This window comes from Xanthomonas sp. NCPPB 1062, from assembly GCF_041481705.2.
Taxonomy (GTDB): Bacteria; Pseudomonadota; Gammaproteobacteria; order Xanthomonadales; family Xanthomonadaceae; genus Xanthomonas; species Xanthomonas euvesicatoria.
This window is the reverse complement of sequence record NZ_CM192987.1, coordinates 2,402,207-2,428,845: the sequence shown is the minus strand read 5'-3', so window position 1 is coordinate 2,428,845 and position 26,639 is coordinate 2,402,207. Positions and strand designations below refer to the sequence as shown.

General features: G+C 64.1%; 25 protein-coding genes and 1 pseudogene. 5 read left to right on the top strand and 21 right to left on the bottom strand.

Annotated features, from left to right (window positions below; all coding sequences use genetic code 11):
* From tssK to tssB, 17 genes are all read right to left on the bottom strand, one after another.
* Positions 1 to 1,338: a type VI secretion system baseplate subunit TssK gene (gene tssK, locus ACCQ16_RS10640; RefSeq protein WP_011347364.1), complete on the bottom strand. Its 1,338-nt coding sequence runs from the start codon at positions 1,336 to 1,338 to the stop codon at positions 1 to 3.
* On the bottom strand, positions 1,335 to 2,708 hold the full coding sequence (gene tagH / locus ACCQ16_RS10635; RefSeq protein WP_277572770.1) for a type VI secretion system-associated FHA domain protein TagH: 1,374 nt from the start codon (positions 2,706 to 2,708) through the stop codon (positions 1,335 to 1,337). Before tagH ends, tssK begins: the two co-directional genes overlap by 4 nt.
* Complete coding sequence (locus ACCQ16_RS10630) at positions 2,705 to 3,244, bottom strand: DUF6931 family protein (protein WP_277572771.1); 540 nt, start codon at positions 3,242 to 3,244, stop codon at positions 2,705 to 2,707. Before ACCQ16_RS10630 ends, tagH begins: the two co-directional genes overlap by 4 nt.
* Positions 3,245 to 3,252: 8 nt before the next feature.
* On the bottom strand, positions 3,253 to 5,190 hold the full coding sequence (locus ACCQ16_RS10625; RefSeq protein WP_277572772.1) for a type VI secretion system Vgr family protein: 1,938 nt from the start codon (positions 5,188 to 5,190) through the stop codon (positions 3,253 to 3,255).
* A 175-nt stretch (positions 5,191 to 5,365) separates the two neighbouring features.
* Positions 5,366 to 5,905 (bottom strand): toll/interleukin-1 receptor domain-containing protein, encoded by a 540-nt coding sequence (locus tag ACCQ16_RS10620; RefSeq protein WP_228733824.1) that lies wholly within the window; start codon positions 5,903 to 5,905, stop codon positions 5,366 to 5,368.
* A 210-nt stretch (positions 5,906 to 6,115) separates the two neighbouring features.
* Positions 6,116 to 6,412 carry a hypothetical protein gene (locus tag ACCQ16_RS10615; protein WP_277572773.1) on the bottom strand — a complete coding sequence of 99 codons (297 nt, stop codon included), beginning with the start codon at positions 6,410 to 6,412 and terminating at the stop codon, positions 6,116 to 6,118.
* A 42-nt stretch (positions 6,413 to 6,454) separates the two neighbouring features.
* Entirely contained in the window at positions 6,455 to 6,997 is a 543-nt protein-coding gene (locus ACCQ16_RS10610) for a hypothetical protein (protein ID WP_008577832.1), read from the bottom strand.
* A 206-nt stretch (positions 6,998 to 7,203) separates the two neighbouring features.
* On the bottom strand, positions 7,204 to 7,752 hold the full coding sequence (locus ACCQ16_RS10605; RefSeq protein ID WP_218495372.1) for a hypothetical protein: 549 nt from the start codon (positions 7,750 to 7,752) through the stop codon (positions 7,204 to 7,206).
* A 191-nt stretch (positions 7,753 to 7,943) separates the two neighbouring features.
* Positions 7,944 to 8,393 (bottom strand): hypothetical protein, encoded by a 450-nt coding sequence (locus tag ACCQ16_RS10600; protein ID WP_218495373.1) that lies wholly within the window; start codon positions 8,391 to 8,393, stop codon positions 7,944 to 7,946.
* Positions 8,394 to 8,404: 11 nt separating this feature from the next.
* Positions 8,405 to 11,143, bottom strand: coding sequence for a type VI secretion system ATPase TssH (gene tssH, locus ACCQ16_RS10595; protein WP_372380336.1), 2,739 nt, complete (start codon positions 11,141 to 11,143; stop codon positions 8,405 to 8,407).
* Between the two features lie 32 nt (positions 11,144 to 11,175).
* A complete protein-coding gene (gene tssG / locus ACCQ16_RS10590) occupies positions 11,176 to 12,186 on the bottom strand; it encodes a type VI secretion system baseplate subunit TssG (RefSeq protein WP_008571951.1) in 1,011 nt (336 codons plus the stop codon).
* The gene (tssF, locus tag ACCQ16_RS10585; protein WP_008571950.1) at positions 12,150 to 14,027 is read right to left on the bottom strand and encodes a type VI secretion system baseplate subunit TssF; all 1,878 of its coding nucleotides are present in this window, start codon (positions 14,025 to 14,027) and stop codon (positions 12,150 to 12,152) included. The genes tssG and tssF overlap by 37 nt, the downstream gene beginning before the upstream one ends.
* A gap of 2 nt (positions 14,028 to 14,029) precedes the next feature.
* Positions 14,030 to 14,533 carry a type VI secretion system baseplate subunit TssE gene (gene tssE, locus ACCQ16_RS10580; RefSeq protein ID WP_277573080.1) on the bottom strand — a complete coding sequence of 168 codons (504 nt, stop codon included), beginning with the start codon at positions 14,531 to 14,533 and terminating at the stop codon, positions 14,030 to 14,032.
* On the bottom strand, positions 14,521 to 15,354 hold the full coding sequence (locus tag ACCQ16_RS10575) for a type VI secretion system accessory protein TagJ (RefSeq protein ID WP_343237589.1): 834 nt from the start codon (positions 15,352 to 15,354) through the stop codon (positions 14,521 to 14,523). The genes tssE and ACCQ16_RS10575 overlap by 13 nt, the downstream gene beginning before the upstream one ends.
* A gap of 32 nt (positions 15,355 to 15,386) precedes the next feature.
* A complete protein-coding gene (locus ACCQ16_RS10570; protein WP_031422681.1) occupies positions 15,387 to 15,890 on the bottom strand; it encodes an Hcp family type VI secretion system effector in 504 nt (167 codons plus the stop codon).
* Between the two features lie 99 nt (positions 15,891 to 15,989).
* Complete coding sequence (gene tssC, locus ACCQ16_RS10565; RefSeq protein ID WP_031422679.1) at positions 15,990 to 17,507, bottom strand: type VI secretion system contractile sheath large subunit; 1,518 nt, start codon at positions 17,505 to 17,507, stop codon at positions 15,990 to 15,992.
* Positions 17,500 to 18,006: a type VI secretion system contractile sheath small subunit gene (gene tssB, locus ACCQ16_RS10560; RefSeq protein ID WP_277573082.1), complete on the bottom strand. Its 507-nt coding sequence runs from the start codon at positions 18,004 to 18,006 to the stop codon at positions 17,500 to 17,502. The genes tssC and tssB overlap by 8 nt, the downstream gene beginning before the upstream one ends.
* Before the next feature lie 683 nt (positions 18,007 to 18,689).
* Between tssB and ACCQ16_RS10555 the strand changes: the two genes are divergently transcribed.
* Positions 18,690 to 19,403, top strand: a complete 714-nt coding sequence (locus ACCQ16_RS10555; RefSeq protein ID WP_372380335.1) for a hypothetical protein — start codon at positions 18,690 to 18,692, stop codon at positions 19,401 to 19,403.
* Here ACCQ16_RS10555 and ACCQ16_RS10550 read toward each other — a convergent pair.
* Positions 19,400 to 20,502, bottom strand: a protein-coding gene (locus ACCQ16_RS10550) for an IS3 family transposase (RefSeq protein WP_094030629.1) whose coding sequence is annotated in 2 segments (ribosomal slippage) — positions 19,400 to 20,244 and positions 20,244 to 20,502 — 1,104 coding nt in all. Because the reading frame shifts where the segments join, the coding sequence is not laid out codon by codon here. The genes ACCQ16_RS10555 and ACCQ16_RS10550 overlap by 4 nt on opposite strands.
* 384 nt (positions 20,503 to 20,886) lie before the next feature.
* Here ACCQ16_RS10550 and ACCQ16_RS10545 point away from each other — a divergent pair.
* Both ACCQ16_RS10545 and ACCQ16_RS10540 read left to right on the top strand, forming a co-directional pair.
* Positions 20,887 to 21,054 (top strand): annotated as a pseudogene (locus ACCQ16_RS10545) (DedA family protein); the annotation flags it as partial.
* Positions 21,055 to 21,188: 134 nt separating this feature from the next.
* Positions 21,189 to 21,467: a hypothetical protein gene (locus ACCQ16_RS10540; RefSeq protein ID WP_029819423.1), complete on the top strand. Its 279-nt coding sequence runs from the start codon at positions 21,189 to 21,191 to the stop codon at positions 21,465 to 21,467.
* 317 nt (positions 21,468 to 21,784) lie between these two features.
* Here the strand turns inward: ACCQ16_RS10540 and ACCQ16_RS10535 are convergent, their stop codons facing one another.
* The 3 genes from ACCQ16_RS10535 to ACCQ16_RS10525 form a co-directional block, all read right to left on the bottom strand.
* Positions 21,785 to 22,819, bottom strand: a complete 1,035-nt coding sequence (locus ACCQ16_RS10535) for a Gfo/Idh/MocA family protein (RefSeq protein ID WP_031422667.1) — start codon at positions 22,817 to 22,819, stop codon at positions 21,785 to 21,787.
* Positions 22,820 to 23,061: 242 nt separating this feature from the next.
* Positions 23,062 to 24,375, bottom strand: coding sequence for a PQQ-dependent sugar dehydrogenase (locus ACCQ16_RS10530; protein ID WP_218560602.1), 1,314 nt, complete (start codon positions 24,373 to 24,375; stop codon positions 23,062 to 23,064).
* A complete protein-coding gene (locus ACCQ16_RS10525) occupies positions 24,372 to 24,788 on the bottom strand; it encodes a hypothetical protein (protein ID WP_011347345.1) in 417 nt (138 codons plus the stop codon). The genes ACCQ16_RS10530 and ACCQ16_RS10525 overlap by 4 nt, the downstream gene beginning before the upstream one ends.
* A gap of 392 nt (positions 24,789 to 25,180) precedes the next feature.
* Between ACCQ16_RS10525 and ACCQ16_RS10520 the strand changes: the two genes are divergently transcribed.
* Positions 25,181 to 25,534, top strand: a complete 354-nt coding sequence (locus ACCQ16_RS10520) for a hypothetical protein (RefSeq protein WP_277573085.1) — start codon at positions 25,181 to 25,183, stop codon at positions 25,532 to 25,534.
* The gene (locus tag ACCQ16_RS10515) at positions 25,423 to 26,553 is read left to right on the top strand and encodes a serine hydrolase domain-containing protein (RefSeq protein ID WP_277573086.1); all 1,131 of its coding nucleotides are present in this window, start codon (positions 25,423 to 25,425) and stop codon (positions 26,551 to 26,553) included. Before ACCQ16_RS10520 ends, ACCQ16_RS10515 begins: the two co-directional genes overlap by 112 nt.
* Positions 26,554 to 26,639 lie beyond the last annotated feature (86 nt).

Here is a 26,639-nt window from a genome sequence, read left to right as displayed (position 1 = left end):
TCAATTCCTCACCGCCCACAGCTCCAGTTCCAGGCCGGGAAAACCGCTGCCGAAATGCAGCGCCACGCCACCGGAGGTGCGCAGCGTCTTCCACAGCGACGATTGCCGATCGAGTTCGAAGTAGGCGCAACCGGCGTGATACGGCACCTGCCGCGGCGCCATCGCCAGCGCGCTCACGGCCACCCCTGGCAATTGCAGGTTCACCAGGTCGCGAATCTTCTCCACCGGGCCGATCTTCGATTCGGTGGGCAGCCGCTTGCGCAAGTCTTCGGCGCGCAGATCGGCCTTGACCGCCAGCACGAACGCCGCCGAGTCCAGCAAGGCCGGATCGGGCACCATGCCCACCCATACGCCGTACTTGCGTTGCTGCAAGGGCACGGCAATCGCCGACTGTTCGAGCACCGCGCTCAGGCTTTCGCGCAAGGACGCCACCACCGGCTCGAAGCTCGCCTGCAACGCATCGTGTGCATACGGCGGGAATGGCCCGCTGCGTTTGCTGGCACGGGTGAAGGTCGCTAGTTCGCCGGCCATCCCCAGCAGCACGCAGTACAGCGCTTCGGGATGCTCCAGCGGCGCGCTCGCCCAATGCGCCACCAGCGGTTGGTAGCGGTTGATCACCTGCAGCATCAGCACGTCGGCGATTTCCGCCACGCCACCCCGGTCGCTGCCGGCCACGCGTTCGGCCAGCGCCTGGCCGCGCTGGTGCAATAGCCCCAGCAACTCGGCCAGCAGCGTAGACAGGCGCGCTGCGCCTTCGATCCGGCTGGCGGTCGGGATGAAGGCGTCATCGAGAATCACCCGTCGATCGGCGCGGCATTCGACGATGCGCGCCATCGGCACCTCCACCAGCCCTTCGCCCGGTTCGGACTGCAGGCGCAGGCGACTGGCCAGCACGCCCACTTCCAGCAGCACGGTGCCGGCGATGCTGCCGGAGGCATCGCCGACTTCCGCTTCGCCCACGCGATAGCGCGCCAGCCGGCTGCCATCGCCATCAGGCCAGGCGCTATCGGGTTGGGCGGTTGCGCGCAGCGGCAGCGCCAGGCTCACCACCTGGTCGCGGCAGTTGGCCGGCACGTCCAAGGCTGGCGGCGCCGGATCGCGATCGGGAATGGAAAACGGCGTGCCGTCAGGAAAGCAACCGCGGGCGCGACGGATGCCGAGCTTGCCGATGGCCAGCAGTTCCGGCTCCAGCTCCAATTGGCTGAATCCCCACGCATGCGGCCGCAGCGCACCGGCCTGCAGTTCCATGTAGCGCTCGAGATAGCGCTCCTGTTGTTGCATGTGCTGCGGGCGCAGGAACAGGCCCTCGCTCCAGATCACCTTGTTGTAGGGGGTCATGCTCGGTCGCCGTTTGCGGGTTGGGCCTGCGTCTTGGCGCGGGCCAGCTGTTGTTCGTAGGCGCGGGCGAACTCTTCGCCGAACAGGCGGCGGAAGCGCTCGTCAGGATCGCCGAGCAGCTCGCGGTAGTGCTGCGCGTAGCGTCGCCAGGGCCGGTTGCCCCAGGCGGCGAGCGCGGAATGGCCGGCGGCGTCTGCCTCGAAGCGTGCCGGATCGAACTGGGTGAACACATGCTCGAAGGCCGCACGCATGCCGGCCAGCAAGGCCACCTGGTGACGCCCGATGTCCTCCATCGCTTCGTCGATCGCAGCCGCACCGGTCAGATAGCCGGGGCCTGCTGGCGCCAACAGGCGAGCGACCGCTTCGTCCACGGTGGCGGCGAACTTGAGCGGGTTGTTCTCCGTGCGCTGGATCAGCGTCACCGGCAGGCGCAGGCTGTTCTTCAGCTCGGCGCGTGCGCGCAATACATCCATCAGGCCTGCGGTCATGGCGGCGAACAGCGCAGGCAGTTCGGGTGCATCCGGCGACTGTGTGACGACAGGCTGCGCCGCGTCGGGGATCGCAGCGGACGTCGATGCCGGCGCGACTTCGCTTGCCGAGGCCGGCATTGGTGTCGGTGCTGGCGCCGCGGCGACGATGGAAACTGGCGCGGGCTGCAACGGCGTTGGCACGGCCGCGATTGCATCGATAGCCGGCGGCAGCGCGAATTCGCTGCGTGTCAGATCCCAATGCTCGGGCAACACGACGCCAGCGGCAGCCGACACGGCCACGGGGGCACGGTAGGCGTCAGCCGTTGCCGGCGCATGCCCCAGCCCGAACGCCGCCGCATCGCCCTGGCTGCCGGCCAGCGTGAACGAAGTGGCGAACAAGGCCAGCGGGTCGGTGTCGGCCGGTTGCGTCGACGCTGCCCCAAGTTCGGCAAACACATCGCGCTCGCGCTCCAGCGGCGGTTGCTGGGATGGCTGCGGTGGTGGCGTCGGCGACAGTGTCCACGGCTCGGCGTGATTCCAGGTCTGCGTGGCCGCCGGAACAGCGGTGACGCCTGCGCCTTCCACCGCCACGTCGATCTCGAAGGCATCGATGCGCAAGGCGTCGCCGGCATGCAGCGGCACCGGGAAGCCGGCACGCAGCGGCACGCCGTTATGCAGGACACCGTTGGTGCTGTGATCCTCGATGAAATACATGCCATCGAGATGGCGCACGCTGGCATGCAGGCGCGATACGCCTTCGCCTTCCAGCACCCAGTCGCAGGAGGCGTCGCGGCCGATGCGCCCGCCTTCTGCCGCGAAGCTGGCCTGCGCTTGCGTGCTGCCCGACACCGTCTGCGCATCGCGCACCGTCAGCGTCAGTCTGGGCGACGCCGCGCTCATGGCGTACGCTCGCGCACGCGCAATCCGGACAGCAGCCGTGCGGCATCTTCGCTCCAGCGCACCAATTGCGCTTCGAAGGTTGCAGGCTCGCGCCCAGCCAGATGCAGCAACGCCGCCACGGCCGCCGCCGCGGTCAGGTGATCGGCCACCGGCGGGCCGTCCTCCTCGCTCAGGCTGCCATCGCTCCAGGCCGCGGCCGCCGCCAGCCAGGCGCCGACCGATTGATAGTCGTCGTCGGCAGCGAATGCGCGTGCGCTCTCGCGCTGGCTGGGGCCCGGCTGCTGCACCCACGCCTGCGCCAACCGCAGACCTTCGCTGTCGTGGCCGCTGAGCGTTTGCGCGCGCATGCACTGGCACAACCACGCCACCGCATACGGCCTGGGCAACAAGCGCAACGCCAACGGCAACGCGTCCTGGGCAAGCCCGCGCGCCAGCAATTCGCGCACGGCAGTCTCCGGCGCCATCTCCGGCGCCAGGGCGGCATGCGCGCAGGGAGAGAGCCGCATCTGCCGCGCGGCGGGAAGAATCTGCAACATGGCGGTCCTCAGGCGATGATGGGCGGAGTGCCCTTGAGCACGGCCGGACCGGACGACTGCAACAGCAGCGCCGCGTTGGCGCGCGCGGTGGTCACGGCGTTGGATTGCAATAGCACCGACGCATTCGAGCGCAGGGTCAGGTTGGCCATCGCGCTGACATCGACACTGACGCCGCCCTGGATGCCGACGCTGACGCGTCCATCGAGCGTGAGCCGGGTGCCGCTGAGCACGATCTCGCCGCTGGCCTTCAGCTGCAGGCGGGCCATGCCGGTCACCAGCTCGATCTCGCTGCCGGCCTGGATGCGCAGCGCCTTGCCCACGTCCAGACGGTCGTTGCCGCCCACGATGTGGCTGCGTTCGCGTTTGACCTCGGCGGTCTCGTTGCGGTCGACAGTGACGAAATGGTCGTTCTCCACTTCGTGGCGCAGATCGCGCTGCGCATGCAGCAGCAGCTCCTCGTTGCCCTTCTTGTCGTCGAAACGGATCTCGTTGTAGTCCTCGGCGCCGCCCAACAAGCTGCGGCTCTTCACTCCGCTGCGGGTGCGGTGCTCGGGCAGTGCATACGGCGGCATCTGGTCGGCGTTGTAGACGCTGCCGATGATCAGCGGACGATCCGGATTGCCTTCCAGAAAGCTCACCACCACCTCCTGGCCAACACGCGGAATGTGCTGCGCGCCCCAGCGTTTGCCCGCCCACGCCTGCGCCACACGTACCGGGCACGAACAGTCGGCGTTCGGCGTTCCCGGCGGGCACCAGAAGAAATTCACCTGGACGCGGCCGTGCTGGTCGACCGCGATGTCCTCGGGCGTCTTGCCGTCGACCACCGCGGTCTGCAATCCGGCGATGCTGGGACGCGGTGTGGTCTGCGGGCTGCGGTACGGCTGCCGGCTGCGCAGCGCTCGGAAGGTGGACGCAAACGGCTCGGCAACCGTCTCGCCACCGGACACATAATCCACTTCGACCAATTCGGTGTTCGCGCTCGTCACCAGGTATTCCTGGTTGTGCTCGGCCAGCGGGAAGTCGCGTAGCTTGAACAACGCACCGACCTGCAAACCGCAGGCATCGGTCCAGCCCTGGTACTGCGCCTGCGCCACGTTGAGTGCTTCGGCACGCACCTGTGCGTGGCGGCGGCCGGCGGCGACATCGAGATGCTCGCCGGGATAGTCGAACACCTCCAGCTCACCCAACGCCGGTCCGGAGGACTCGGCAGGAGTCTCGTTCACCCGCAGCGACGCCTTGGGCTTGAGATAGTCGTAGTCGTCCAACCGCACGCGCGTGCTGTGCGCGCTGCGCGCCAGCGACCAGTCGGTGATTGCGTCCTTCATCCGGCTGCCCTTCTGTCCGGGCGGGCAGTACGGAATCTGCGCGAACGGCGCCACCGCCTCGTGGCCGCCAAGGCTATCGGCCAGCACCAGCGTATGGGTGCTGGCGCTGTGTTCGAAGTAGTAGTAGATGCCCTCCTGCTCCATCAGCCGGCTGACGAAGTCCAGCCCGCTCTCGCGGTACTGCACGCAATATTCGCGCGGCCGGTAGCTCGCGCTCAGGCGCAACTTGACGTCGGTGCAGCCAACGTCGGCCAGCAATGCGCGCACCAGCTCCGGCACGCTCTTGTTCTTGTAGATCCGGCAATCGCGGCGCTGCCCGAGCAACCACAGCTTGGGCACCAGCGAGAAGGCATAGGTGGCGTAGCGCAGCCCCTCGATCTGCTCGAAACCGGTCTGCTCGGCTTCGGCGACAATGCCGTGATAGTGCCGCACATAGCCCTGAGGCGAAGTGACCTTGACCGCCATCGGCTTGCCCAGCAGAGCGCGCAGGTCGATCGCCACATCGCGGCTGATGCCATGCAAGGCGAACGCATACGGGCGCCCCAGCGCCTCGTGCGCACTCATCCGCACAAAGCGCAGCGTCTTGCCCAGCGGCGACTGCAGGGTGATGGCGTGGGCCATGATCAGGCTCCCGGAGTGGTCTTGCGGTACATCGGCGCGGAGGTCGATGGCATGCGATGACTTTGCCGGCCGCGCTGGCTCGCAGGAAATCGAAAATCGCGATGCCACACATACCGGCGACGAGTAGGTCTTCCCGCTCACGCCATGGCATCGCCTCGATGCCCGGCATGCCCTCTCAACGGATCAGCTGCTGGATCTGGGCGAGCACCCGTGCATAATCCGTGCTCGACAGGATGTAGTCCCCTTTGTCCCAGGCCAGCCCGCAGCGCCCGCCATCGGTCTTGGCGACCGGTATCCGGGTCACGCCATCACCACGACTCCCAGGCAGCGTGCATGCATCAGTGGTGAATTCCAGTATCAGCCCGCGTAGCGGTCGATCTGCAGGACGCCCCGCCTTCTGACCGATGAACTGGTCCCATTCCTGCCGGCACCACTGGCTGTCCCTGAACTCGTCCGTGTAGCAAAACAGCATCAACTGCGCCTGGCGCATCGCCGCCTGGTACAGCGCATTCCAGTCCTCGCGCATCGCACCGATCGGCAGTGCGCCCGTCGGCGAACGCATGTGCGCGCGGGTATCGGGAGCGACCGTGGCACGATCGTCGATGGACCGCGACACGATCGAATCGACATACACCGCATCGATGTCGTAGAGCCCAAGGCTCTTCATCAACTCGCTACGCAGCCAGTGCATGAAGGTCGAGCCATGGTTGGCCATGGCGAAGCTGGTGAGGATTCTGCAGCTCATGCGCTTAATCGTCTTGCAGGATCCTGCACGCGCGATCGCAGCATTGCTCCACAGTGCTCCCGGAATCCAACTCGTCCGTGGCCTACATGGCCTACCCAATGCAAGCCGGCTTGACCGTGCGCCCCTGTCACTGCGTTGTCCATGTCGTTCTCCGTAATAGTCGTTGAATCGTGCAACGCATCAACCGAGGAATGCCCCGATCGGATTCAGCACGTGCCGCCGCCAGACGCTGCCTTCCGCGCGCAGGCCGGGTTTGATCCACTCCTCCACAAGGCCGTCCTCGCTGCTCAGCGCATAGCCGGACTCCTCGACGTAGCGCGAGCTGAAGTCCTTCGGCAGTCCCATCTGCGCCATGCCCGCGTCGTACTGGCTCTGCGTGATCAGATCCTTGTGTCTGTGTCGCCATCCTTGAACAGCGCCGTGTTCAGCGCCACGAACGGCAGCATCTTCTTGTCGTTGCGCGAACTGTCGATCCACGCATCGCCCTCACTCTGCGCATCACGCCAGGGGCGGAACGCATTAATCCCGCCAGAACCTCATCTTTTTAATCGCTGAGATGAACCTTGAGTTCGGCTCTTTACCTGAAACCACGGTAATTGCAGAGATGAACCTTGAGCTCGGGTCTTTACCTGAAACCACGGTAATGGCCAGACTCCGATCATCGTTTGTGATCAGTCCGTAGCACCCGGCCAAGGAACGTCCCTTGGTGTCGATGTAATCGGATGGACGAAACTCAAGGACGTTCGTCGAAGTACTCCTAATTTGGTCCCAGGCGCTCTTGCAATCATTTCCTTCACCCGTCGACACGTGGCAAACCATTCTCCGCCCGTCCTGAGCAGTGTAGGCAGCCATCAAGCAGCCGCTAAAGTTGTAACTGATCACATCCAGTCCTCCCGAATGGACTGCACTGATGGCATTCGGGATGAAAGGAAGGTACTTCGTGGCGTACCCCTCCAGTACCGTGCCGGGCACCTCTATCAAGCCACCGCTGCCTGTTAGCTCCCCTTCTTTTCTAGGAAGCCAGCTGGCGTCATCGCCAACCTTGATCTTCTTTTCCAACATGTAAGCCTCCTCTCATGTGCACATGTGTTCTTTGTCGCGGGGTATCGCCCTGCCTGGCAGCTATCAATGAATGTCGTCCACCGAGCTAAAGGAAGTTCACTCTGACCCAAGTTTTCCGGAGGGCGCTTTGCGGTATCGCTCTCTCTGCGGCGGGAAGATGCGATGCATGTCCGCTGGCGCGTTCTTTGTCTTGCTAGCTCCGGAGGTCATACGTCGACGAAATGGCGCCGCAGCGTGTGCCAGCGACTGACCGTGAAGTCCGCACTGCGGTTGTGAACGGGCAGCCCTCCATTCGGCACTCCGCTCTCGCCATTGGTGACGTTGCTTACTCCCACCTTCGTCGAATTCTTGAAGGTGATCTGCGGAATGTCGTGGCCGTTATGCTCAAAGAAGAGGTGGTACGCGACATTCGTCTCTGCCTTGCGGTGCCTGGTGATATCGAAAGACTGCGTGGGCAGGTCGACAGCCAGCTGAGCCCGCACCCAATCGCGCAGCGCCGTGGGGTCATGGTGGGTGACGTGACCCACGATGAGCAGCCTGCGGGGTGTCCCGCTTCTGGCATAGTCAAGAAACTTTGCGGCCCCCTGCGCGGCCATGCCCTTGTCGATCGAGTCGAGCGTCTTCACCGTGACGTGCCAACCGACGAGTTCATCCGGCAACACGACGACTACCGCCACGCATGAACTGACGTTCGGAAAGGCCAGCACGCGACCATGGGCTGCGGTTTCTTCTGTGATGTACTTTGCATTGACCATTTCGGATCCCGTTCTTGTTGATGCAGCGATGGAGAAGCGTCGAAGCACACCTTTTGCAGCCAACTATCACTAGACGCGAACCGACGTTTCGCGTCAGATGCGCGCTGCGCGACTGGGTCTGGCAGCGGACGTCCTCGGATCGCAGCTTTTCTGCAATTGCATGCACGGCCGGCGATCAAATGAGTACGCATCTATCCTCGCGTCTTTTCATAGATCACCTCGTGCTTTCGTACACGACCCATCTGCAGATCGCTTCGATCAGCCTTCCAAAGTCGGCATTGACCGACCTTCGCGTTCCATACCGTGTCACGCGCCACGACAACCGGCTTTTCCTTTCCCACCGTGGCATAAAAGGTAAAAGCTCGACCCAACTGGCCGAGATGGCGACGAACTTCAACAATCATCCATTTCTGGCAGTCCGCGCAGATCGTCATGTTGACTTCGATGGTGATCTCGAATGGCGTTCCGTCCGCGGTCGCCCGTACTTCACGACAGATCCTTGGCCATGCTTCTCGCCAGGCTTTGCGTTCGGCGTGATCGGCGAGATCGTTGACCGGCCCTCCCCGCCTCCCGCCACCCATGGCGGCATCGCTGCTGCCGCGCTCGATACCATTCAGATACACCGTCGCCTTGGCCACCATGTTTTCTGCCCTCAGAATTCGTAGAAAAAGCCATCCGCCACGGCCGATACGCGCGAATGATTGATTTTTTTGCCCTCAATCACCCGAGTGAGAAACTGCCGACTGATCTCCGGCAACATCGAGTTAGTCAAAATCGCATCAATCATTCGTCCGCCCGACTCGCTTTCAGTGCACCGCGATACCACCAGCTCCACCACCGAGTGGTCGTACTCGAACGGAATCTTGTAGCGCTCTTCGATGCGTTTCTTGATGCGATTCAACTGCAGTCGCACGATCTGCCCGAGCATGTCGTTGCTCAGCGGGTAATACGGAATCGCCACCAGCCGCCCGAGCAATGCCGGCGGAAACACCTTCAACAACGGCTCGCGGATGGCCTTGGCCATGGCTCCCGGGTCGGGTATCAGCTCCGGGTCCTTGCACAGGCTGGCGATCAGGTCGGTGCCCGCGTTGCTGGTCAGGATGATCAAGGTGTTGCGGAAATCGATACGGCGACCTTCGCCGTCTTCCATCCAGCCCTTGTCGAAGACCTGGAAGAACAGTTCGTGCACGTCCGGGTGGGCTTTCTCCACTTCGTCCAGCAGCACCACCGAGTACGGCTTGCGTCGCACCGCTTCGGTGAGCACGCCGCCTTCGCCGTAGCCCACATAGCCCGGTGGTGCGCCCTTGAGCGAGGAGACGGTATGCGCTTCCTGGTACTCGCTCATGTTGATGGTGATCAGATTCTGTTCGCCGCCGTACAAGGTTTCGGCCAGGGCGAGTGCGGTTTCGGTCTTGCCCACGCCGGAGGTGCCGGCGAGCAGGAACACGCCGATCGGTTTGTCCGGGTTGTCCAGGCCGGCGCGGCTGGTCTGGATACGCCTGGCGATCATCTCCATGGCATGGTCCTGGCCGATCACGCGCTTGGCCAGCAGGTCGGGCAGGCGCAGCACGGTGTCGATCTCGTTGCGCGCCATGCGCCCGACCGGAATGCCGGTCCAGTCGGCGACCACGGCGGCCACCGCCTGGTAATCGACGGTGGGCAGGATCAAAGGCGATTCGCCCTGGAGTGCGGCCAGTTCGGCCTGTACCAGTTGCAGGCGTGCGAGCAGCGTGTCGCGATCAACTTGTACCGGTGCGTCGAGCACGACAGTGTCGCCAGACGCCGACTGCGCGACAGCGGCATCTGCGGCGGCATCTGCGTCGGTGTCGGCCTCTGCTTCCAACGCACTGCCGGTGCCTTCCACCGATGAATTACCGCTACGCAGTTGTGCGCGCAACGACAACAGCTCGTCCACCAATGCCTTCTCGCCAACCCAGCGCTGTTCCAGCTCGTGCAGGCGGCCGTGCTCGCTTTGCAGCAGGCTGGCGCAAGCTGCAGCACGCTCATCCACCACGATGCCAATCGCACGCTCGCGTTCGATGATGGCGTGCTCGGTCTCCAGCGATTCGATGCGGCGGCGACTGTCGTCCACTTCCGCAGGCGTAGCGTGCAGGCTCACCGCCACGCGCGCGCAGGCGGTGTCGAGCAGGCTCACCGATTTGTCCGGCAGCTGCCGCGCTGGGATGTAGCGGTGACTGAGCTTGACTGCCGCTTCCAGCGCTTCGTCCAGGATCTGCACACGGTGGTGCTGTTCCATCATCGAAGCGACGCCGCGCATCATGCGCACCGCCTTGGCCTCGTCCGGCTCGTCCACCTGCACGGCCTGGAAGCGCCGCGTCAATGCCGGATCCTTTTCGATGTACTTCTTGTACTCGGCAAACGTGGTCGCCCCCACGGTGCGCAAGGTGCCACGCGCCAGTGCGGGCTTGAGCAGGTTGGCCGCATCGCCGGTACCGGCCGCGCCACCGGCGCCGACCAGGGTGTGGGTTTCGTCGACAAACAAAATGATCGGCTTGGGGCTGGCCTGCACTTCGTCGATGACTGCGCGCAGGCGTTGCTCGAATTCGCCCTTCATGCTGGCGCCGGCCTGCAGCAGGCCCACATCCAGCGTGCGCAGCTGCACATCCTTCAACGCGGGCGGCACATCGCCGCGCGCGATGCGTTGTGCGAAGCCTTCCACCACCGCGGTCTTGCCGACACCGGCCTCGCCGACCAGGATCGGGTTGTTCTGGCGGCGGCGCATCAGGATATCGACCACCTGGCGGATCTCGTCGTCGCGGCCGATGATCGGGTCTAGCTTGCCCTCGCGTGCTTGTGCGGTGAGGTCGACCGTATACAGCGCGAGCGCGGCAGTCCCACCAGCGGCGGCTGGTCCGGCGGGAGCGCTGGCCGCCGCAATATCGGTGGCATCGTCCTCCGGCGAGCCGGCGACGATGGCGTCCAGATCGTCGGCCAGCGCCTCTGCGCGCAGCTTGCCGAACTCGCTGGACATGGCCAGCAAGCCGTTGCGCAGGCTGCGCGTATGCAGGATCGCCACCAGCAGGTCGCCGCCACGGATGCGTTGCCGGCCGTAGCGCAACGTGCAGTGCACCCAGGCGCGTTCCACTGCTTCTTCCACGCTGGCCGACAGATCGAAGTGCCCGCCACCGCCGCGCGGCAGCCGATCGAGCGCTGCGGTCAGTTCCTGCGCAAGTCGCGCCGCATCGAGCGAAAAATGACGCACGATGCGATGCAGGTCGCCGTCTTGCGCCTGCAGCAACTGATGCAGCCAATGCAGCAGATCCACCTCGCGGTCGCCACGCAGCCTGCAGAAGGCGGTGGCCGATTCGATGCCGCGATACGTGGTCTTGTTGAGCTTGCCGAACAAGGCGGCGCGACTGATGTCTGCCATGGGAACTCCAGAAAAGTGGATACAGAGGTCGATCAGGACGGTGCGAGTACAAGCTGGTCGGCATCGCGCGGGCGGCGATAGTGGCCGAGCCAGAGCGACAGGCCGATGCGCTGGCCCTGCCCCATCAGCGGCAGCGGGACGTCTTCGCGCGCCAGCACCAATTGCAGGTCCCAGGCCTGCTCGTCGCCGACGTAGCCGCGTACTGCGGCGGTCAGTACTTCCAGGGCCTGGCCGCCCGGCAGGAACTCGCGGTAACGGGCGATCTCCAAGGGACCGATCCGCAGGCGAAAGCGGTGTTGGGCGTTGCGCGCCGATGCGCCTAGCGTGGCGTCACGCCCCATGCGCGCAGCAGCACGTCCCATCCGCAGCCGTCCTTCTTCGGGTAACGGCAACCAGTTGGCAACGAATTCCTGCACCTGCACGGCGACATCGAACAGGCCGATCAGCACCGCACGCAGGCCTTCGGCATTGCGTGCCTGGGCGACGAAGCGGCCAGCGAAGTGCCGGCGTGCGGCCAACGGCATCGCATCGCGGCCGCGCAGCGCGGGTTGGTCCACGCCGGTCAGCGCATCCAGCCGCGCGCCAAAGCGGTCCTCGCCCGGACGATCCATCTGCACGGTCGGGCGCGCATCGGCCCAGGCGCGGTACCACAGCGCGATCATGCGGTGGTGGAAGATGTCGGCGAAGGCGGCGAAGGTCGGGTCACCAGCCCCTTCGCGTTCGATCGCGTGTTCGGTCAGATGCAGCGGCAGCGCGCCATGCGGGCCGAACAAACCCAAGGCCAGCGTCCGCAGCGTCGGCGGAAGACCGTCCGGGCCCGGTTGCAGGCTGTCGATATCGCGCGGCGGGAACTCCAGCGAGGCGCGCTGCCCCAAGCGCACCGGCTCCTCCAACGGCCGTGCTGCCTGGCCCAGACGCGGTTGCGCCGGATGCTCGCACTCCAGCCGCCGCAACGCTTCGAACAACTCGAAGTCCTGCGGCTGCGCCTCCAGGTGCGCCAGCAACGCTAGAGGATCGGCCGATTGCCGAGATGGGCTGGCCATCGGACGACCTCGTTACGTTCGAGCGTGCACAGCACGGTTTCGGTAAAGGAATTCAGCGATGCCTGGCGGGCGAAGACATGCCGCAGCACCGAGGCGAGCAGGTAGACGCCCTGCCCTTCGAACGCGGCGTCGTCGCAGGTCAAGGTGATCTCCAGCCCGCGGCCATAGGTGGCCGGGCCCGGCACCGGAATGCGGCGCACGATCGGGCGTGAGGCAATGCGGCGCACGCCCTCGACCTGGCGCCGCGCCGCGGCATCGTGCGGGTCGTGGTAGAGCGTGAGCATCTCGCGCACTGCGGTGGCGCCGTCGTCGCCGGCCTCCAGCAGCGAGAGATAGTTCAACTGAAGATGGCTGATCAGGCGCCAGCGGGTATCGCCGGCGGTCACGCCCGAGCGCGGTCGCGTTGGACCGGCCACGCAGCGGATCGCCGCCACCGGGCCGCCATCGTCCAGCACGAAGTCGGTGCTGGATTTGCCCACCGGCATATGCAGCGGCAGATCGCGGTTGCTGCACCACAGCTGCATGCCCAATTGCCGCAGCTGATGCGGATACGGCGCCTGATCGCCATCGACCAGCGACAGGAACACTTCGCTGCCGACGTAGCTCGAGCGCGGCCCGGTGCGGCGTTGCCCGGTCGACAGCCGCCGCGGCTGACGCCGCAGCGCATAAAACGCCGAGCGCCGCTCATGCCAGCTACGCGGCTGCGCGCCATAGAACGGCTCGAAACGCTGCATCGGCGTATTGCCATCGCCGAAGCCCTCGACCTGCTCCACGCCATGGATCTCGAAGTCCATCGGCCGCGTGCGGTCGGCCAGCACATGATGCTCGCAGATGCCGGGCTGCAGATGGATGCGATCGCCGCGCCTGGGGAACAGGTTGATGGCCGGGGTGCAATGCAGGCGGAAATTGCTCGCATCCACGGCATTGTCGAGCCGTTCGACGGCACGATCGAACCACACCACAATCTCGAACTCGGTGCAGGCCGCGCGCGGCAGCACCTGTGCCAGGCCATCGAAGGCGGCGAACAGGAAGCGCTCTGGGCAAGCGAAGTATTCCTGCAACAGACGATAGCCGCTGAAGGAGCGCTCACTGCGCGGCAGCAATGCCTGCTCATCGTCGAAGCCCTGTGGCTGCAGATGCTCGGGGCCGAAGTTGCGACTGAGCACCTGCCCATCCGCGGCGCGGGCACGCACCACGAATCCCAACGCATTGGCATGCAGTTGCTCATAGAGGCTGCCGGCCAGTCCGTCGGCGCCGGTGATGAAGATCGGCAGTGTGTCCAGCGCCAGCATGTCCAGACGCAGCCCGGCATTCACAGTGAAAACCAACCGCAGGCCGGCGCGCGCGCGCGACTCGACCGGCACGCCAAGCGTGGCCAGCGCCGCCGGCGAGGCCAGGTAGCTGGCGGCGGTCAGACGCAGCGGCCACAGCGTCACCGCATGCGCCGTACGATACTCGCAGGCCGTGCGGTCGCCGTGCCCGATCAACGAGCGCAGCGCGCTGCCACGCGGCACAAGATGCCCCGCCGGACCGATGCCCTCGCCCTGCTCCGGTTGCAGCTCCACCACGGCCATCGACGGCACCGGCGACAGGAAATGCGGATACAGCATGTCCATCAGGTGCTGGGCGAATACCGGTTGCTGTGCCTCCAATTCGAGTTGCACGCGCGCGGACAGAAACGCGAACCCTTCCAGCAGGCGTTCGACATACGGGTCGGCGCACTCGATGCCGCTCATGCCGAGCCGGCCGGCGACCTTCGGATACGCCTGCGCGAACTCCGCGCCCATCTCGCGCACATGCTGCAACTCGCGGTTGTAGTGGTGGAGCAGGCGCGGATCCATGCTCAGTGCGCTCCGGACGACAGACTGAAGCGACCGGTTTCCAGGTCGAGATCGGTGCGCAGATACAGCGCCAATGGCAATGGCTGCGCCCAGAGTTCGGAGTCGATGACGAAGGACAGCGACATGCGGTCCATGCGGCCGGTATCGACCTTGGCGGTGACCTGCAGGCTGGCCGCAGCGAGCCGCGGCTCGAACGCCACGATGGCGGCGTGGATACGGTTCTGCAGCTCGACCACGTCCAGTCCGGCCAGGCGCGCGCCGGCCAGATCGGGAATGCCGTAATTGAGCACCGAGGTGGCGACATGCGGATACGCTTGCAGTGCGTCCTCATGCCAATGGCGGGTGCAGTTGAGCAACCAGGTCAGGTCGCGCATGACGCAGTCGCGCAGCTTGGCCGGACCGATCGCGCGCGCGTCGCGGCTCTCGGCCAGCTCATGCCGACTGTCGTCGATCAAACGGTCCAGCAGCGAGGGCTGCAGCCGCTCTTGTTGGGTCAGTTCGGCCATGGCGCTGCCACCGCGGCGGTGTCGAATGCAATATGGCGAATATCGAGCAAGGGGTAGTCGTCTTCGCTGCCGGCCAGCAGGCGTTGCCCCAGACCGCAGGCAGACAGGTCTTCGCCCTGCCAGGTGGTGCGCTTGCCGAGACGGATCGCGCCGTCGTCGCTGTGGTGGCTGCCGGGGTAACGACAAGGCACCACGCCACGGCTGTGCGTGCCGTCGCGCCATTGAATTTCCACCGATTGCCACAGCATGTCGCGCAGACTGCCAGGCACCTCGAACAGCAGGCTGCGCAGTTGGGCGAACGGCAGCCAGGCGTAGCCCGCTTCGAGGATGACCTCCAGGCAAGGCCCAAACCGTGGATCGGCGTCCGCCAACCAGTCGAAACGTTCGCCATCGACGTGCCCCGCGATGGCATCGGCTTGAGTCAGCGCCAGCGCACGCCGTCGTGCGGCCTGCGCTGGCTCGCCGTCGCGATCGTGTTGCAATGCCTGCAGCAGATCGTGTTGCCACTGCGGTACCTGACCAGGCATCAGTGGCATCATCCGACCGGCCAGCACCTGCTCGCGCTCACGTTCGGCGTCGAGGATGCGCGCATACGCGCCAGCCACGCCGATCCAGGCCTGATCCAGGTCTGCCGCCAGCAGCAACTGCTGCCGCGCCCGCTCCCAGTCGCCCACCACGGCCAGCAGCTGGAACAAGCCGATGCGCGCTTGGGCATCGGCCGGGCATTGCCGCACCCACTCCTTGGCGGTGGCCAACGAGGCCTCGGGATTGTCTGCCTTGATCAGGCGGGCGCAGGCATGTTCGGGATGGACGGTGGACATCGACATTGGCGCTCCGGTCGGACTGCGTTGGCTCAGGACTTCTTCACTTCCTGCATGTTGAAGGTGAAGTCCTTGGTGCCGCCCTGCTTCTTGCCCTTGTCGTCCTGCGGCTGGAACGAGTACTTGAACTTGCCGAAATGCAGCGTCACGTTTTCGGTCAGACGATCTTCGCCACCGCTGCCGCCGGTGGACACCGAGGTGATCATCACGCCCTCGCTCAGCTCGATGGTGACGTAGTCGGTCTGCTCGCCGGTGGCGTTGGTCACGTACAACGTGGCCGAATCCACACGCGCACCCGTGCAGCAGGCATTGAGCAAGGCGTTGGAGCAGCTGTCGACGTACTTGGTGACGGAAATATCCTGCACGTTGGCCTTGCCGCCGGCCGCATAGCCGGCGCCGGTGTGCAGGTTGCCGGTGTTACTGGTGCCCCACGACCAGGCAATGATCGGCACTTGATCCTTGTGCTTGGAATGGTTGGACGCGCCCTTGATCTCGACGTCGCCCGAGCCGAATTTGAGATGCATATCGAAAGCCATGGAACTTCTCCAGTGGTGGGTGGTGCAGGAAAGGCAGAGCCGACCCGGCGGCTATGCCAGCCGCAGGTCGTTAGTGTTGAAAGCCAAGCCTGAAAGCGGTCAGGCGGCTTGCGCCGATGGCAAGCGCGAGACCAGGCGTAGCGATACCGTCAGGCCTTCGAGCTGGTAATGCGGGCGCAGGTAGAATTTGGAGGTGTAGTAACCGGGGTTACCCTCGACCTCTTCGACCACCACTTCGGCGGCGGCCAAGGGCTTGCGTGCCTTGGTTTCTTCGCTGGAATTGGCCGGGTCGCCGTCGACGTAGTTCATCACCCAATCGGTCAACCAGCTCTGCATTTGCTGGCGCGTGCTGAACGAGCCGATCTTGTCGCGCACGATGCACTTGAGGTAATGCGCGAAACGGCAGCAAGCGAACATATACGGCAGCCGTGCGCTCAGCGCTGCGTTGGCGGTGGCATCCGGGTCGTCGTACTCCTCGGGCTTGCCCAGCGACTGTGCACCGATGAAGGCGGCCATGTCGGTGTTCTTGCGATGCACCAGCGGCATCAGCCCCATTTTGTCCAGTTCCGCCGAACGGCGGTCGGTGATGGCCACCTCGGTCGGGCACTTCATGTCCACACCGCCGTCGTCGGCCGGGAAGGTATGCGTCGGCAGGCCTTCCACCGCCCCACCCGACTCCACGCCGCGAATGCGCGTGCACCAACCGTACTGCTTGAATGAGCGGTTGATGTTGACCGCCATTGCGTAGGCTGCGTTTTGCCAGGTGTAGCGCGACGAATCGGCGCCCTGAGTGTCTTCTTCGAAGTCGAACGCTTCCACCGGATCGGTCTTGGCGCCGTACGGCAGCCGTGCCAGCGTGCGTGGCATGGCCAGCGCCAGGTATTTGGCATCCTCGCTCTGGCGCAACGACCGCCATGCCGCGTAATCGGGTGTGGAAAAAATCTTGGCCAGATCGCGCGGGTTGGAGAGCTCGCTCCAGCTTTCCATCCCCATCAGTCCGGGACCCGCAGCGGCGATGAAGGGCGCATGCGAGGCGGCCGCAATCTGGCTGATGCCGCGCAACGTGTCGACATCCTGCGGGCTGTGGTCGAAGTGGTAATCGCCGATCAGGCAGCCATACGGTTCGCCACCCAGCTGACCATACTCGGCTTCGTAGATCTTCTTGAACACCGGGCTTTGGTCCCAGGCTGTGCCCTTGAAGCGCTTGAGGTTCTTGGCGAGCTCCTTCTTGGACACGTTGAGCACGCGGATCTTCAACTGCGTGTCCGATTCGGTATTGCTCACCAGATAATGCAGGCCGCGCCATGCACCCTCCAGCGCCTGGAACTGCGGTGCGTGCAGGATGAGATTGAGTTGCTCGGTGATCTTGCGGTCGATCTCGGCAACATACGCATTGATGGTCTGCGCGAGGTCGTCGCTGATGATGTCGCTGCGTTCCAGCACCTGTTCGGCCAGGGTGCGCACAGCCAACCGCACTTCTTCGCCGGCGCGTTCGCTGCGCGGACGGAATTCGCGGGTCAGCAGCGCCGCAAAGTCGTCGGATTGACGGGTTAGCGGCTGGGCATCGGCAAGGTCTTGGGCAGCGGAAGAATTCTGGGTCGCCATGGGGTTACTCATCCGTCGACTTGGGGGCCGCGACCAGCGAGCGCAGCAAGGTGGGATCCTTGATCGCATCGGCGATCAGGCGCTCGGCGCCGGCCTTGCCGTCGAGATACGTGCCCAGATTGGCCAGTTGCGTACGCGCTTCCAGCAGCTCGGCCAGCGGTGCCACTTTTGTCACCACGGCGGTGGGCGAAAAATCGTCCAGGCTGTCGAAGGTGATATCGACAGGTAATTCGCCGCTGCCGGTGAGGGTGTTGGAAACGCTCATTGCCACCCGCGGTTGCATGGCACGCAGCCGGCTGTCGAAATTGTCGACATCGATTTCCAATGCCTCGCGTGCTTCCAGCGCCGGCAGGTTTTCTGTATTGGCGCCGGACAGGTCCGACAACACCCCCATGACGAACGGAACCTGCACCTTCTTCTGCGAGCCGTAGATCTCGACGTCGTATTCGATCTGCACGCGAGGCGCGCGATTCCTGGCAATGAACTTCTGACTGCTGCTGCGAACGGACATGCGGCCTCCGATGATCTGCGTGGTTGCTGGACGCTGCGGTTGCAGCGGCCGTGTGGCAAAGGCGTATCCCTTGCACCGGATGTGCATCGTGTGCGTTGCCGTCGGCGGAATGAAATCGAACGCCGGGATGGCAGGTATGGGTGTGCGTGATGGGCTTTCCCGCAGGATCCAATGACAACCACAGCGCACGCCGGCGGAGCACTCGAATGCGCTGGCTTCTTCCGTGCGGCATCCAATCGCTGGCTAGCCGCTGCCCATTGCGTCAAGCGGCGAGGCAATCCCCACGGCCACGCATTCGTTCAGGTAATCGCAGTCCGCGCAGCCTTCGATGGGAGTCGGATCTTGCGCACAGCGAATCGCTGGCATATTTTCGCGATGGACACGCGTGGCACGCGCCGTGGTTAGACCGTGCGAGCAGGCGGCACGATGCGAGCATGCGTCATGGCATGGCGGCGAAGACGCTGATCACGCTGCGCAATGTCCGCTTGCCTGCATGCAGGCAAGCGGATATGGAACTGGGCATCAAGATGATCAGTGCACTATTGCGGGGCAGATAGCTTCAATCGGATGCGTGCATAGGTGCCATACGACCCCACCTCGTGCCGCCTAGGCTACGATCCACGGGCACTACATCACTTGTCCGCTACATACGGATGCAACACCGTCTCTGTCGGGTGCCTCTCATGTCTGATTTGCCGAAATACACGTCTGGCCCATTGGCAGGTTGCCTGTTGGCGTCTTTATTGATGTGTGCGAATGTCGGTTGGGCTGGCGCACCCGCGCCGGTCTCGGGTACGCCACCGAAGGCGGACGTCGATCTGTCCAGCACGTCCTTGCGCGCGCGGGTCCAGCCTGCACACGAAGACAGCCTGAGCGCCTTCTCTGGTAACGATCAGCGCGCACAGGTGCATCAGCTAAGCGACCGCGAGTGGGCCTTGGTCGAACGCGCGATTGACGCATTGCCTGCGTTGCACCGTCAGATCCTGCAACAGCGTCTGGCGCGACTGAGCTTCGTTGATGCGCCCTGGAGCCCGGGTACGGCATTGACACGCGAGTACGACGGCGCCGATGGCAAACCGCTCTTCGAGATTACCTTGCGTGGAGATGTCCTCGACACCTCGCTCAGCGACTTTCTCACCGGCAAGGATGCCCGCCTCTTCACTACAGACGCGTCGGGATATCGCATTCAACTGGATGCAGGTGCGGTTCCTGCTCTGGAGTATCTGCTGCTGCACGAAGCAACTCACGTCGTCGACAGCACCTTGAAGATCACCGCCGACGGCGGCCCTTTCCGCGAGATATGGACCGACTACCGCAGCTTGGCCGCTCCACTCGATCGCGGCCCGCTTGCGTCCTCCGAGCGACGTCCCCCCGCTCTGAGTAGCGGCCGGGTTTAGAGTCCGGGGTTGATGATATCGGTGTTGGCCAGCTGTTGGGCATACGCAGATGGCGTCATGCCGCCAATGGCCTTCTTGGGTCGCTCCTCGTTGTATTCGCGTCGCCAGCGTTCGATCTCGGTACGCGCATGCAGCAGGGTTGGGAACCAGTGCTCGTTGAGGCATTCGTCGCGCAGCCGGCCATTGAACGATTCGACGTAGGCGTTCTGGTTTGGCTTGCCAGGCTGGATCAGCCGTAACTGCACGCCACGCGCATGTGCCCAGGCCACCATCGCTTTGCCGCAAAACTCCTTGCCGTTATCTGTGCGGATCACCTGTGGCAAGCCGCGACTGTGCGCCAGCCGATCCAGCACGCGTGTCACGCCATGGCCCGAGATTGCGCGCTCCACCTCGATGGCGATCGCTTCGTGGGTTGCATCGTCCACGATCACCAGACACTTGATCACTCGGCCTTCGGCGCTGCGGTCGAACACGAAATCCATCGACCACACCTGATTGGCCTGCGATGGCCGCAGCAGCGGCTGACGCTCTCCTATCAGCACCTTTTTGCGCTTGCGGCGCCGGACCTGCAGCTGCTGCTCGCGGTACAACCGCTCCACACGCTTGTAGTTCACGATGCGTCCTTCCTGTCGTAATTTGAGATAGATCATCCCCACACCATAACGGCGATGGCGATGCGCCAACGCACAGATGCGTTCGCGCAGTTCGACGTTGCGATCTTCGCGCGGGCAATATCGCAGCGCACTGGCGCTCATGCCGATCACTGCCAACGCACGACGCTCGCTGGCACCACGCCCGATCCACTCGCGCACCAGCATGCGACGCGCCGGTGCGCTCACCACTTTTTTCGCAGTGCATCCTTGATCAGGTCGTTCTCGAACAGCTGCTCGGCCAGCAACTTCTTCAGCCGCGCGTTCTCGGACTCAAGGTCCTTGAGCCGCTTGGCATCGGGCACGCTCATCCCGCCGAACTTGCTGCGCCACAGATAATAGGAAGCCTCGCTGAAGCCATGCCGCCGGCACAGGTCCTTGATCGCCACACCGGCATCAGCTTCGCGCAGGAAGCCGATGATCTGTTCTTCAGAAAAACGCTTCTTCACGTCCAATCTCCTCGAGTTAGGGAATTGGACTCCAAACTGAGGTGCTACTCAAAATCGGGGGGGCGTCGCGTCTACCGGCGCAAACCAGCTCAGCCCCTGTCACAGGCACCAATGCTTTATCGGGCTCTGGCCGAATCTCCATTTGTGTCGTTGTACTCCACCGCTTCGGCAGGCGAAGACTTTGCGGAGCTTATCGCCTGGCGCGAGCTATCGAAGAGTTTAGGTGTCGGATTAACGATCTGGATACGCGACAGCTCCGGCAATGTCGTTGCGCGGTTCGACCCACTCGCCTCGACATCGGTCCAAGCGCGCATGGCCAAGGCAAATGCGCTCCTCATGAAGCTAGAGCGGCCGTGAGGCTTTGACCCATCTAACTTAGGAGATGGCAAATGGCCGCTGCTCCTGAGCTGGATGCCGGTCATCGGCGACCCGTTCACGCTCGCCGCCGGGTTCATGCGCGAGCCGCTGCGTGCGGTGGTGCCTCTGCTGGTCGTTGCCAAGACCGCACGCTATGCCGTGGTTGCATGGGCGACGCTTGCGGTTGCGCGATGACTGCCTGCCGTTGCTGATGCTGATGACCCGAAAGGGCCAGATTCCAGTGCCCACGAGCGCTTAACGCGAACCGCCTATGCTGTCGGCGCTGCAGGGTAGCTGCAGCGCATGAGCGACACGACAAAGGAGATTGTATGAAGCAGCTACAGACGATGATCCTGGCTGGTTGCCTGATGGGGCTAAGCTCGATGGCCTACGCCGAAGTTGCCAACCTGACCAACAGCGCCGAAGGCGCCAATCGCGATGCAGGCATCGCGGCGGTGAAGAAGAAATTGCAGGAAGCCTGCACATCGCGCAACGGCACGCCGGATCTTGGCTCATTTGAAGTGGTGTTCGAGAAGACCAGCAAGAATCCGGATGTTCCCAAGCCGTATTACGTCGACGGCAAACTCAAGTGCGATCTGCCGCAGTAAGTTCGGTTTCGATTGCTTGCACCGCAATATTGACTCACTGCAACGTGCAACTGGACTGGCGCCCCTGCTGTAGTGGGGGCGCCTTTTTCATGATCTTGAAATGCGTGACATGCGCCAGACGCTTTCTCGTCGCCACCAGGACAATCACAGGCCGTTCTACAATGTTCTTGGCTGAAATGGCCAATGCATGCGTGCAGAGAATGCGCGGCCATTGACCAGAGGTACGTGCTGCGATCCTCTGCCTGCAGTCCTCCAAGAGCAGATTCTTCCTGGATGGATGTCCGCCCTGCCCGCGCGTCGTACCGGGTGGCGCGGTCCTACACCATCCCTAGCTGCGAGCGCGCCACGTCCAAAGTCGTCATGATCTGAATGACTTCGTCGAGCGGATGCAGCGGCGATTCCATCAATCCCTGGCCGATGTAGCGAGCAGCTGCAGTGGCTTGCCAGGAGAGTGCGCGATAGCCGTCAACACCGGTGGGGTCGGTCCAGAGCAACGGTTCAATGGCGTCGCCGTTGCCGACCAGACGCAGCGTGGTCGGGTTATGGAAATCGCCTGCCAGATCGATGCGGCCGGCGCTACCGGTGACATAGGCGGTGGAGCTGCTACGGGCCACGATGGAACTGACCAGGGTGGATTGCGCGTGCCCGCCATGCGACAGCACCACGGTCGAATAGGCATCGACGCCGGTCTGGGTGAGCGCGCCCACGGCCGTGATTGCGCTGGGCGCGCCCAACACCATCGAGGAGAACTGCACGGTATAGACGCCCAGGTCGAGCAACGCCCCTCCCCCGAGTGAAGCATTGCGTTGCCGATGCAACGGATCGCGAGGCCCCGCTTGACTCAGGTCTGCGAACACGTGGCGGACATCGCCCAACGCTCCATCTGCCAGTAGCTTGCGCACTACCGAGGTGTGTGGAAGATAACGGCTCCACATGGCCTCCATCAGGAACAGTCCGCGCGCACGCGCTTCCTGCACCAGGATGCGGGCGTCCTGCGCGCAGGTGGTCATGGGCTTTTCGATCAGGACATGCTTGCCCGCACGAAGTGCGAGCAGGCCATGTTCCAGATGTTCGCTGTGCGGGGTCGCAATGTAGACGATGTCAACGTCCGGGTGATGGACGAGCGCCTCATAGCTGTCACAGGCGTGTTCCATCGCCCAGGTATCGGCGAACGTCTGGGCACGTTCGCGGCTGCGCGAGGCCACTGCGAATGGACATTGGCGGGTATTGCGACGCAAGGCATCGACGAATGCGGATGCGATCTTGCCGGGACCCAGCACGCCCCAGCGCAATGCCGGTTCGCCCTGGCCTGGCAAGAACAGGTCCGGCGTCGGGAATGTGGTCGGCAGCATGAGGATGTGCTCTGCATCGGGGGTGTGGTGATGCTAGCAAAGCGCCGACGATGTCAACGACGATGCTCTCCAGGATGCGTCACTTGCAGGGCATCGACACCTGAGTGAGCGCGAAGTCTTCATGGCATGACAGTGCACGCAATCGACATCGCGCCCCATTGGAAGCAGCAATCAGCATCGCCGACTGCAGCGACGATACCGGAGCTGCAACACCGGGATCGTCACTGCGCGGCTGGTCCTGCCTACTGGGGCGCAGCGGCCGCGGCGTCTGGTGTGACGCGCCAGACGATGTTGGCCAGATCATCGGCAACGATCAATGCACCACGCGGGTCGACCGTGACACCCACCGGCCGGCCGCGGGTCTTGCCATCTTCGCCATGGAAGCCGGACACGAAGTCGATCGGGTCGCCTGCCGGGCGACCGTCGCGGAACGGCACGAACACGACCTTGTAGCCAACCGGCGGATTTCGGTTCCAGCTACCGTGCTCGCCGACGAAGACGCCATCGGCGAACTTGGCGCCCATTGCGCTGGAAGAAAACGCAACGCCAAGTGCGGCGACATGCGAACCCAGGGCATAGTCCGGCACGATCGCCGATGCCACCTTCTGCGGATCTTGCGGCATGACGCGCGCGTCTACGTTCTTGCCCCAATAGCTGTAGGGCCAACCGTAGAAACCGCCTTCGCGTACCGAGGTGAGGTAGTCCGGCACCAGGTTGGGGCCGATTTCATCGCGCTCGTTGACCACTGCCCACAACGCACCGCTACCCGGCTGGATGGCCAGCGCCGTGGGATTGCGGATACCGGTCGCGTACGGCTTGTGCGCGCCGGTTGCGGCATCCACCTGCCAGATCTGCGCGCGGTCGAGCTCGACGGCCATGCCACGTTCGGTGATGTTGCTGTTGGAGCCGATGGCCACATACAGATAGCGGCCATCCGCGCTGGCTGTGAGCGCCTTGGTCCAATGATGATTGATGGCCGACGGCAGGTCGGTCACCTTGGTGGGCGCCCCGCTCGCCTGGGTCTGGCCCTGCCGATACTCGAAGCGTACCAACGCATCCTGGTTCGCTACGTACAGCGCCTCGCCAATCAGCGCCAGCCCGTAGGGCGCGTTGAGTTTGTCGGCAAACACCGTTTTCAGTTCGTAGGTGCCATCGCCATCAGCATCGCGCAACAAGGTCAGGCGATTGCCGCTCTTGGCCTTGGAGGTGCCCTTGGCCTTGATCGCGCCGGCAATGACATCCTTTGGCTTGAGGTTTGGCGCGCTGCCACCACGGCCTTCTGCCACCAGGATGTCGCCATTGGGCAGCACCAGTGTCTGGCGCGGAATGCCAAGATCCTTGGCGATCGCGGTGATGCGATAGCCTGCCGGCACGGTGGGCTTGCGCTCGTTCCAGGCGGTTGGCTCGGCAATCTTCATGTCGGGCAGCAAGCCGCGATCCGGCTCCGGCAGTTCCGGGGTTGCGCCGCGCTGACTGACCTCCGGCGCCTTGCCGCATGCGGCCAGCGCTGCAGCAAGAATGGAGACGGTGATGAGACTGGTGGTCTGACGCTTCATCGTGCACCTCCTACGCGCAGACCGGACAATCCTGCCCAGGTCGCAACCAATGCGAACAACGTCGCAATCGCGGACAGCGCCAGGGCTGCCGGCATGACGGCCCATGCGTCGCGGGCATGATGCAAGGCATCGAAAAAGCCCACGATCCACGTAGCAATGAGCGCAATGATGTAGATCAGGTTACGGCTTCCGCGCACCAGCGCGACGATGGCGCACACCAGCGCAATCGTGGTCAACACCATCGCGCCTACCAGCAGCCAGGATGCGAAGTTGCTCCACTGGATCTGGTAGCTGCTCCAGTAGGCGTAATCGCTGAGCAAGGCGCCGAGAAACAGCGGCCACACACCGCCGAGCACGGCTGCGTGGAACGGGTGGACGGCCCATGGACGGGCCGGAACGGTCGTTGAATTCATAGCGGACTCATTGGGGCAATGGCGAAACGTGCCCCCGATGCTGACAGCTTGCATGTGATGAGCAGCGTGATATTGGCGCAATTCGTGCCCGTGCAGATAACCGAAGCTGGCGCTGCCTGGTGCCTTTCGAACGCACGCAGGCTGCATCTATTGTCGCGTTCGATCCCTGGGCAGCCTGCTGCCGGGCTGCCTGGAGGTGCCACCGCATCCATAGCGCCCACGCCCTGACCCCACACGATGCCGGGCCACGTGCAGCGCAGATCGTCACTTACGGCTCACGCTCATCCGCTCCGTCGACCGTTCGATGCCTGTCTCGACCGCACGTCATGCATCGCTGGGCGCTGCACGGCTCCGCTTCCAAGCTGCGCTCCATCCACTGAAGGAGCAGGTGTATGAAGACAATTGCGATGATGCTGCTGGCTACCGCGCTGAGCATGGCCGGCACGACCCGCGCGACGGGAACCACACCGCCGGCGTCAGCCACGGCCGAATTGGCGCGCGAGGCCGCTGCGTTTTTCAAGGACAGCCAGCCGGGCGGCGTGGTGCTGGTGACGCGTGGCGATCAGGTGCTGCTGCGCCGGGCCTACGGCATGGCGGACATCGAAATGGCGTGGCCATGCAACCGGACGCGGCAATGCGGCTGGCTTCGGTCAGCAAGCAGTTCACCGCCATGGCGGTACTGCAACTGGTGCAGGCGGGCAAGCTGCAACTGGATACCTGCCTGGAGTCAGTGGACCCGGCGCTGAGCGGCCCGCTCGCCAAGGTCACCGTGCAGCAACTGCTCACGCATACCTCCGGCATCAAGAATGTCAGCAGCATCGCTGCCTCGCGCGCCGCGCGACGGGAAGACACCGATGCGCGGAGCCTGATGAACTATTTCAAGGACCTGCCGCTGGAGTTTGCTGCGGGCACGCGCTTTCGCTACAGCAACTCCAACTACATCGTGCTGACCTATCTGATCGAACGTATCACTGCTCAGCCCTACCCGGTCTATATGCAGCAGTCGCTGTTCCAGCCGCTGGGCATGCTGCATACCCGCTACGATGACCATCTCACCGTGATCGCCAAACGCGCGCATGGCTATCGCCGCGCGCAGGGCCAGTTGCAGAACGCCGACTTCATCAGCATGTCGCAGCCGCAAGGCGCGGGCGGTCTGATCAGCACGGTGGACGATCTGGCGATCTGGCACCGCGCATTGCGCGACGGCTTGCCGGTGTCGGCATCGCTGCTGGCGCAGGCGATGCGCACGACCACGTTGGCCGATGGCAGCGCCTCGCCCTACGGCTTCGGCTGGATCATCGGCCAGGTAAACGGCATGGCCGACGTGGAGCATGGCGGCTTCATCAACGGCTTCAACAGCTATGTGGTGCGGGTGACGCAGCCGGACGTCTTCGTGACCGTGTTGACCAATGCCGAGTTCCTGGATCCGACCAACCTGAGCGTGCGTTTGGCCGCCATCGCCGCCGGGCATGCCTATGCGGCGACGGTCGCGCTGCGCAGCCAGGACCGCGCATGGCTGGGCCGTTATCGCTTTGCTGCAGATGATGTACGCGTGCTTGCGGAAGTGGACGGCGCGCTGCAACTGCAGCGCGAGGGAGAAGACCCGGTTGCCGTGCTGCCGCATGCCGACGGCCGTTACTACCTGGACGAGAGCCTGGATGCGTTGAGCTTCAACAAAGACGGCAATGGCAACGCAGTCATGACCATGCACGACCGCTTGATGGGTGACAGCAGCGGCACTCGCGAACCGACCGGGGACAACTGACAAGCGGCTGCGCGGCTGCCCTCCGGCGGAATCGGTGCACAGAGTGGGCATATGCCACACGCATGCCCCGTGGCTCGCGTGCGCCA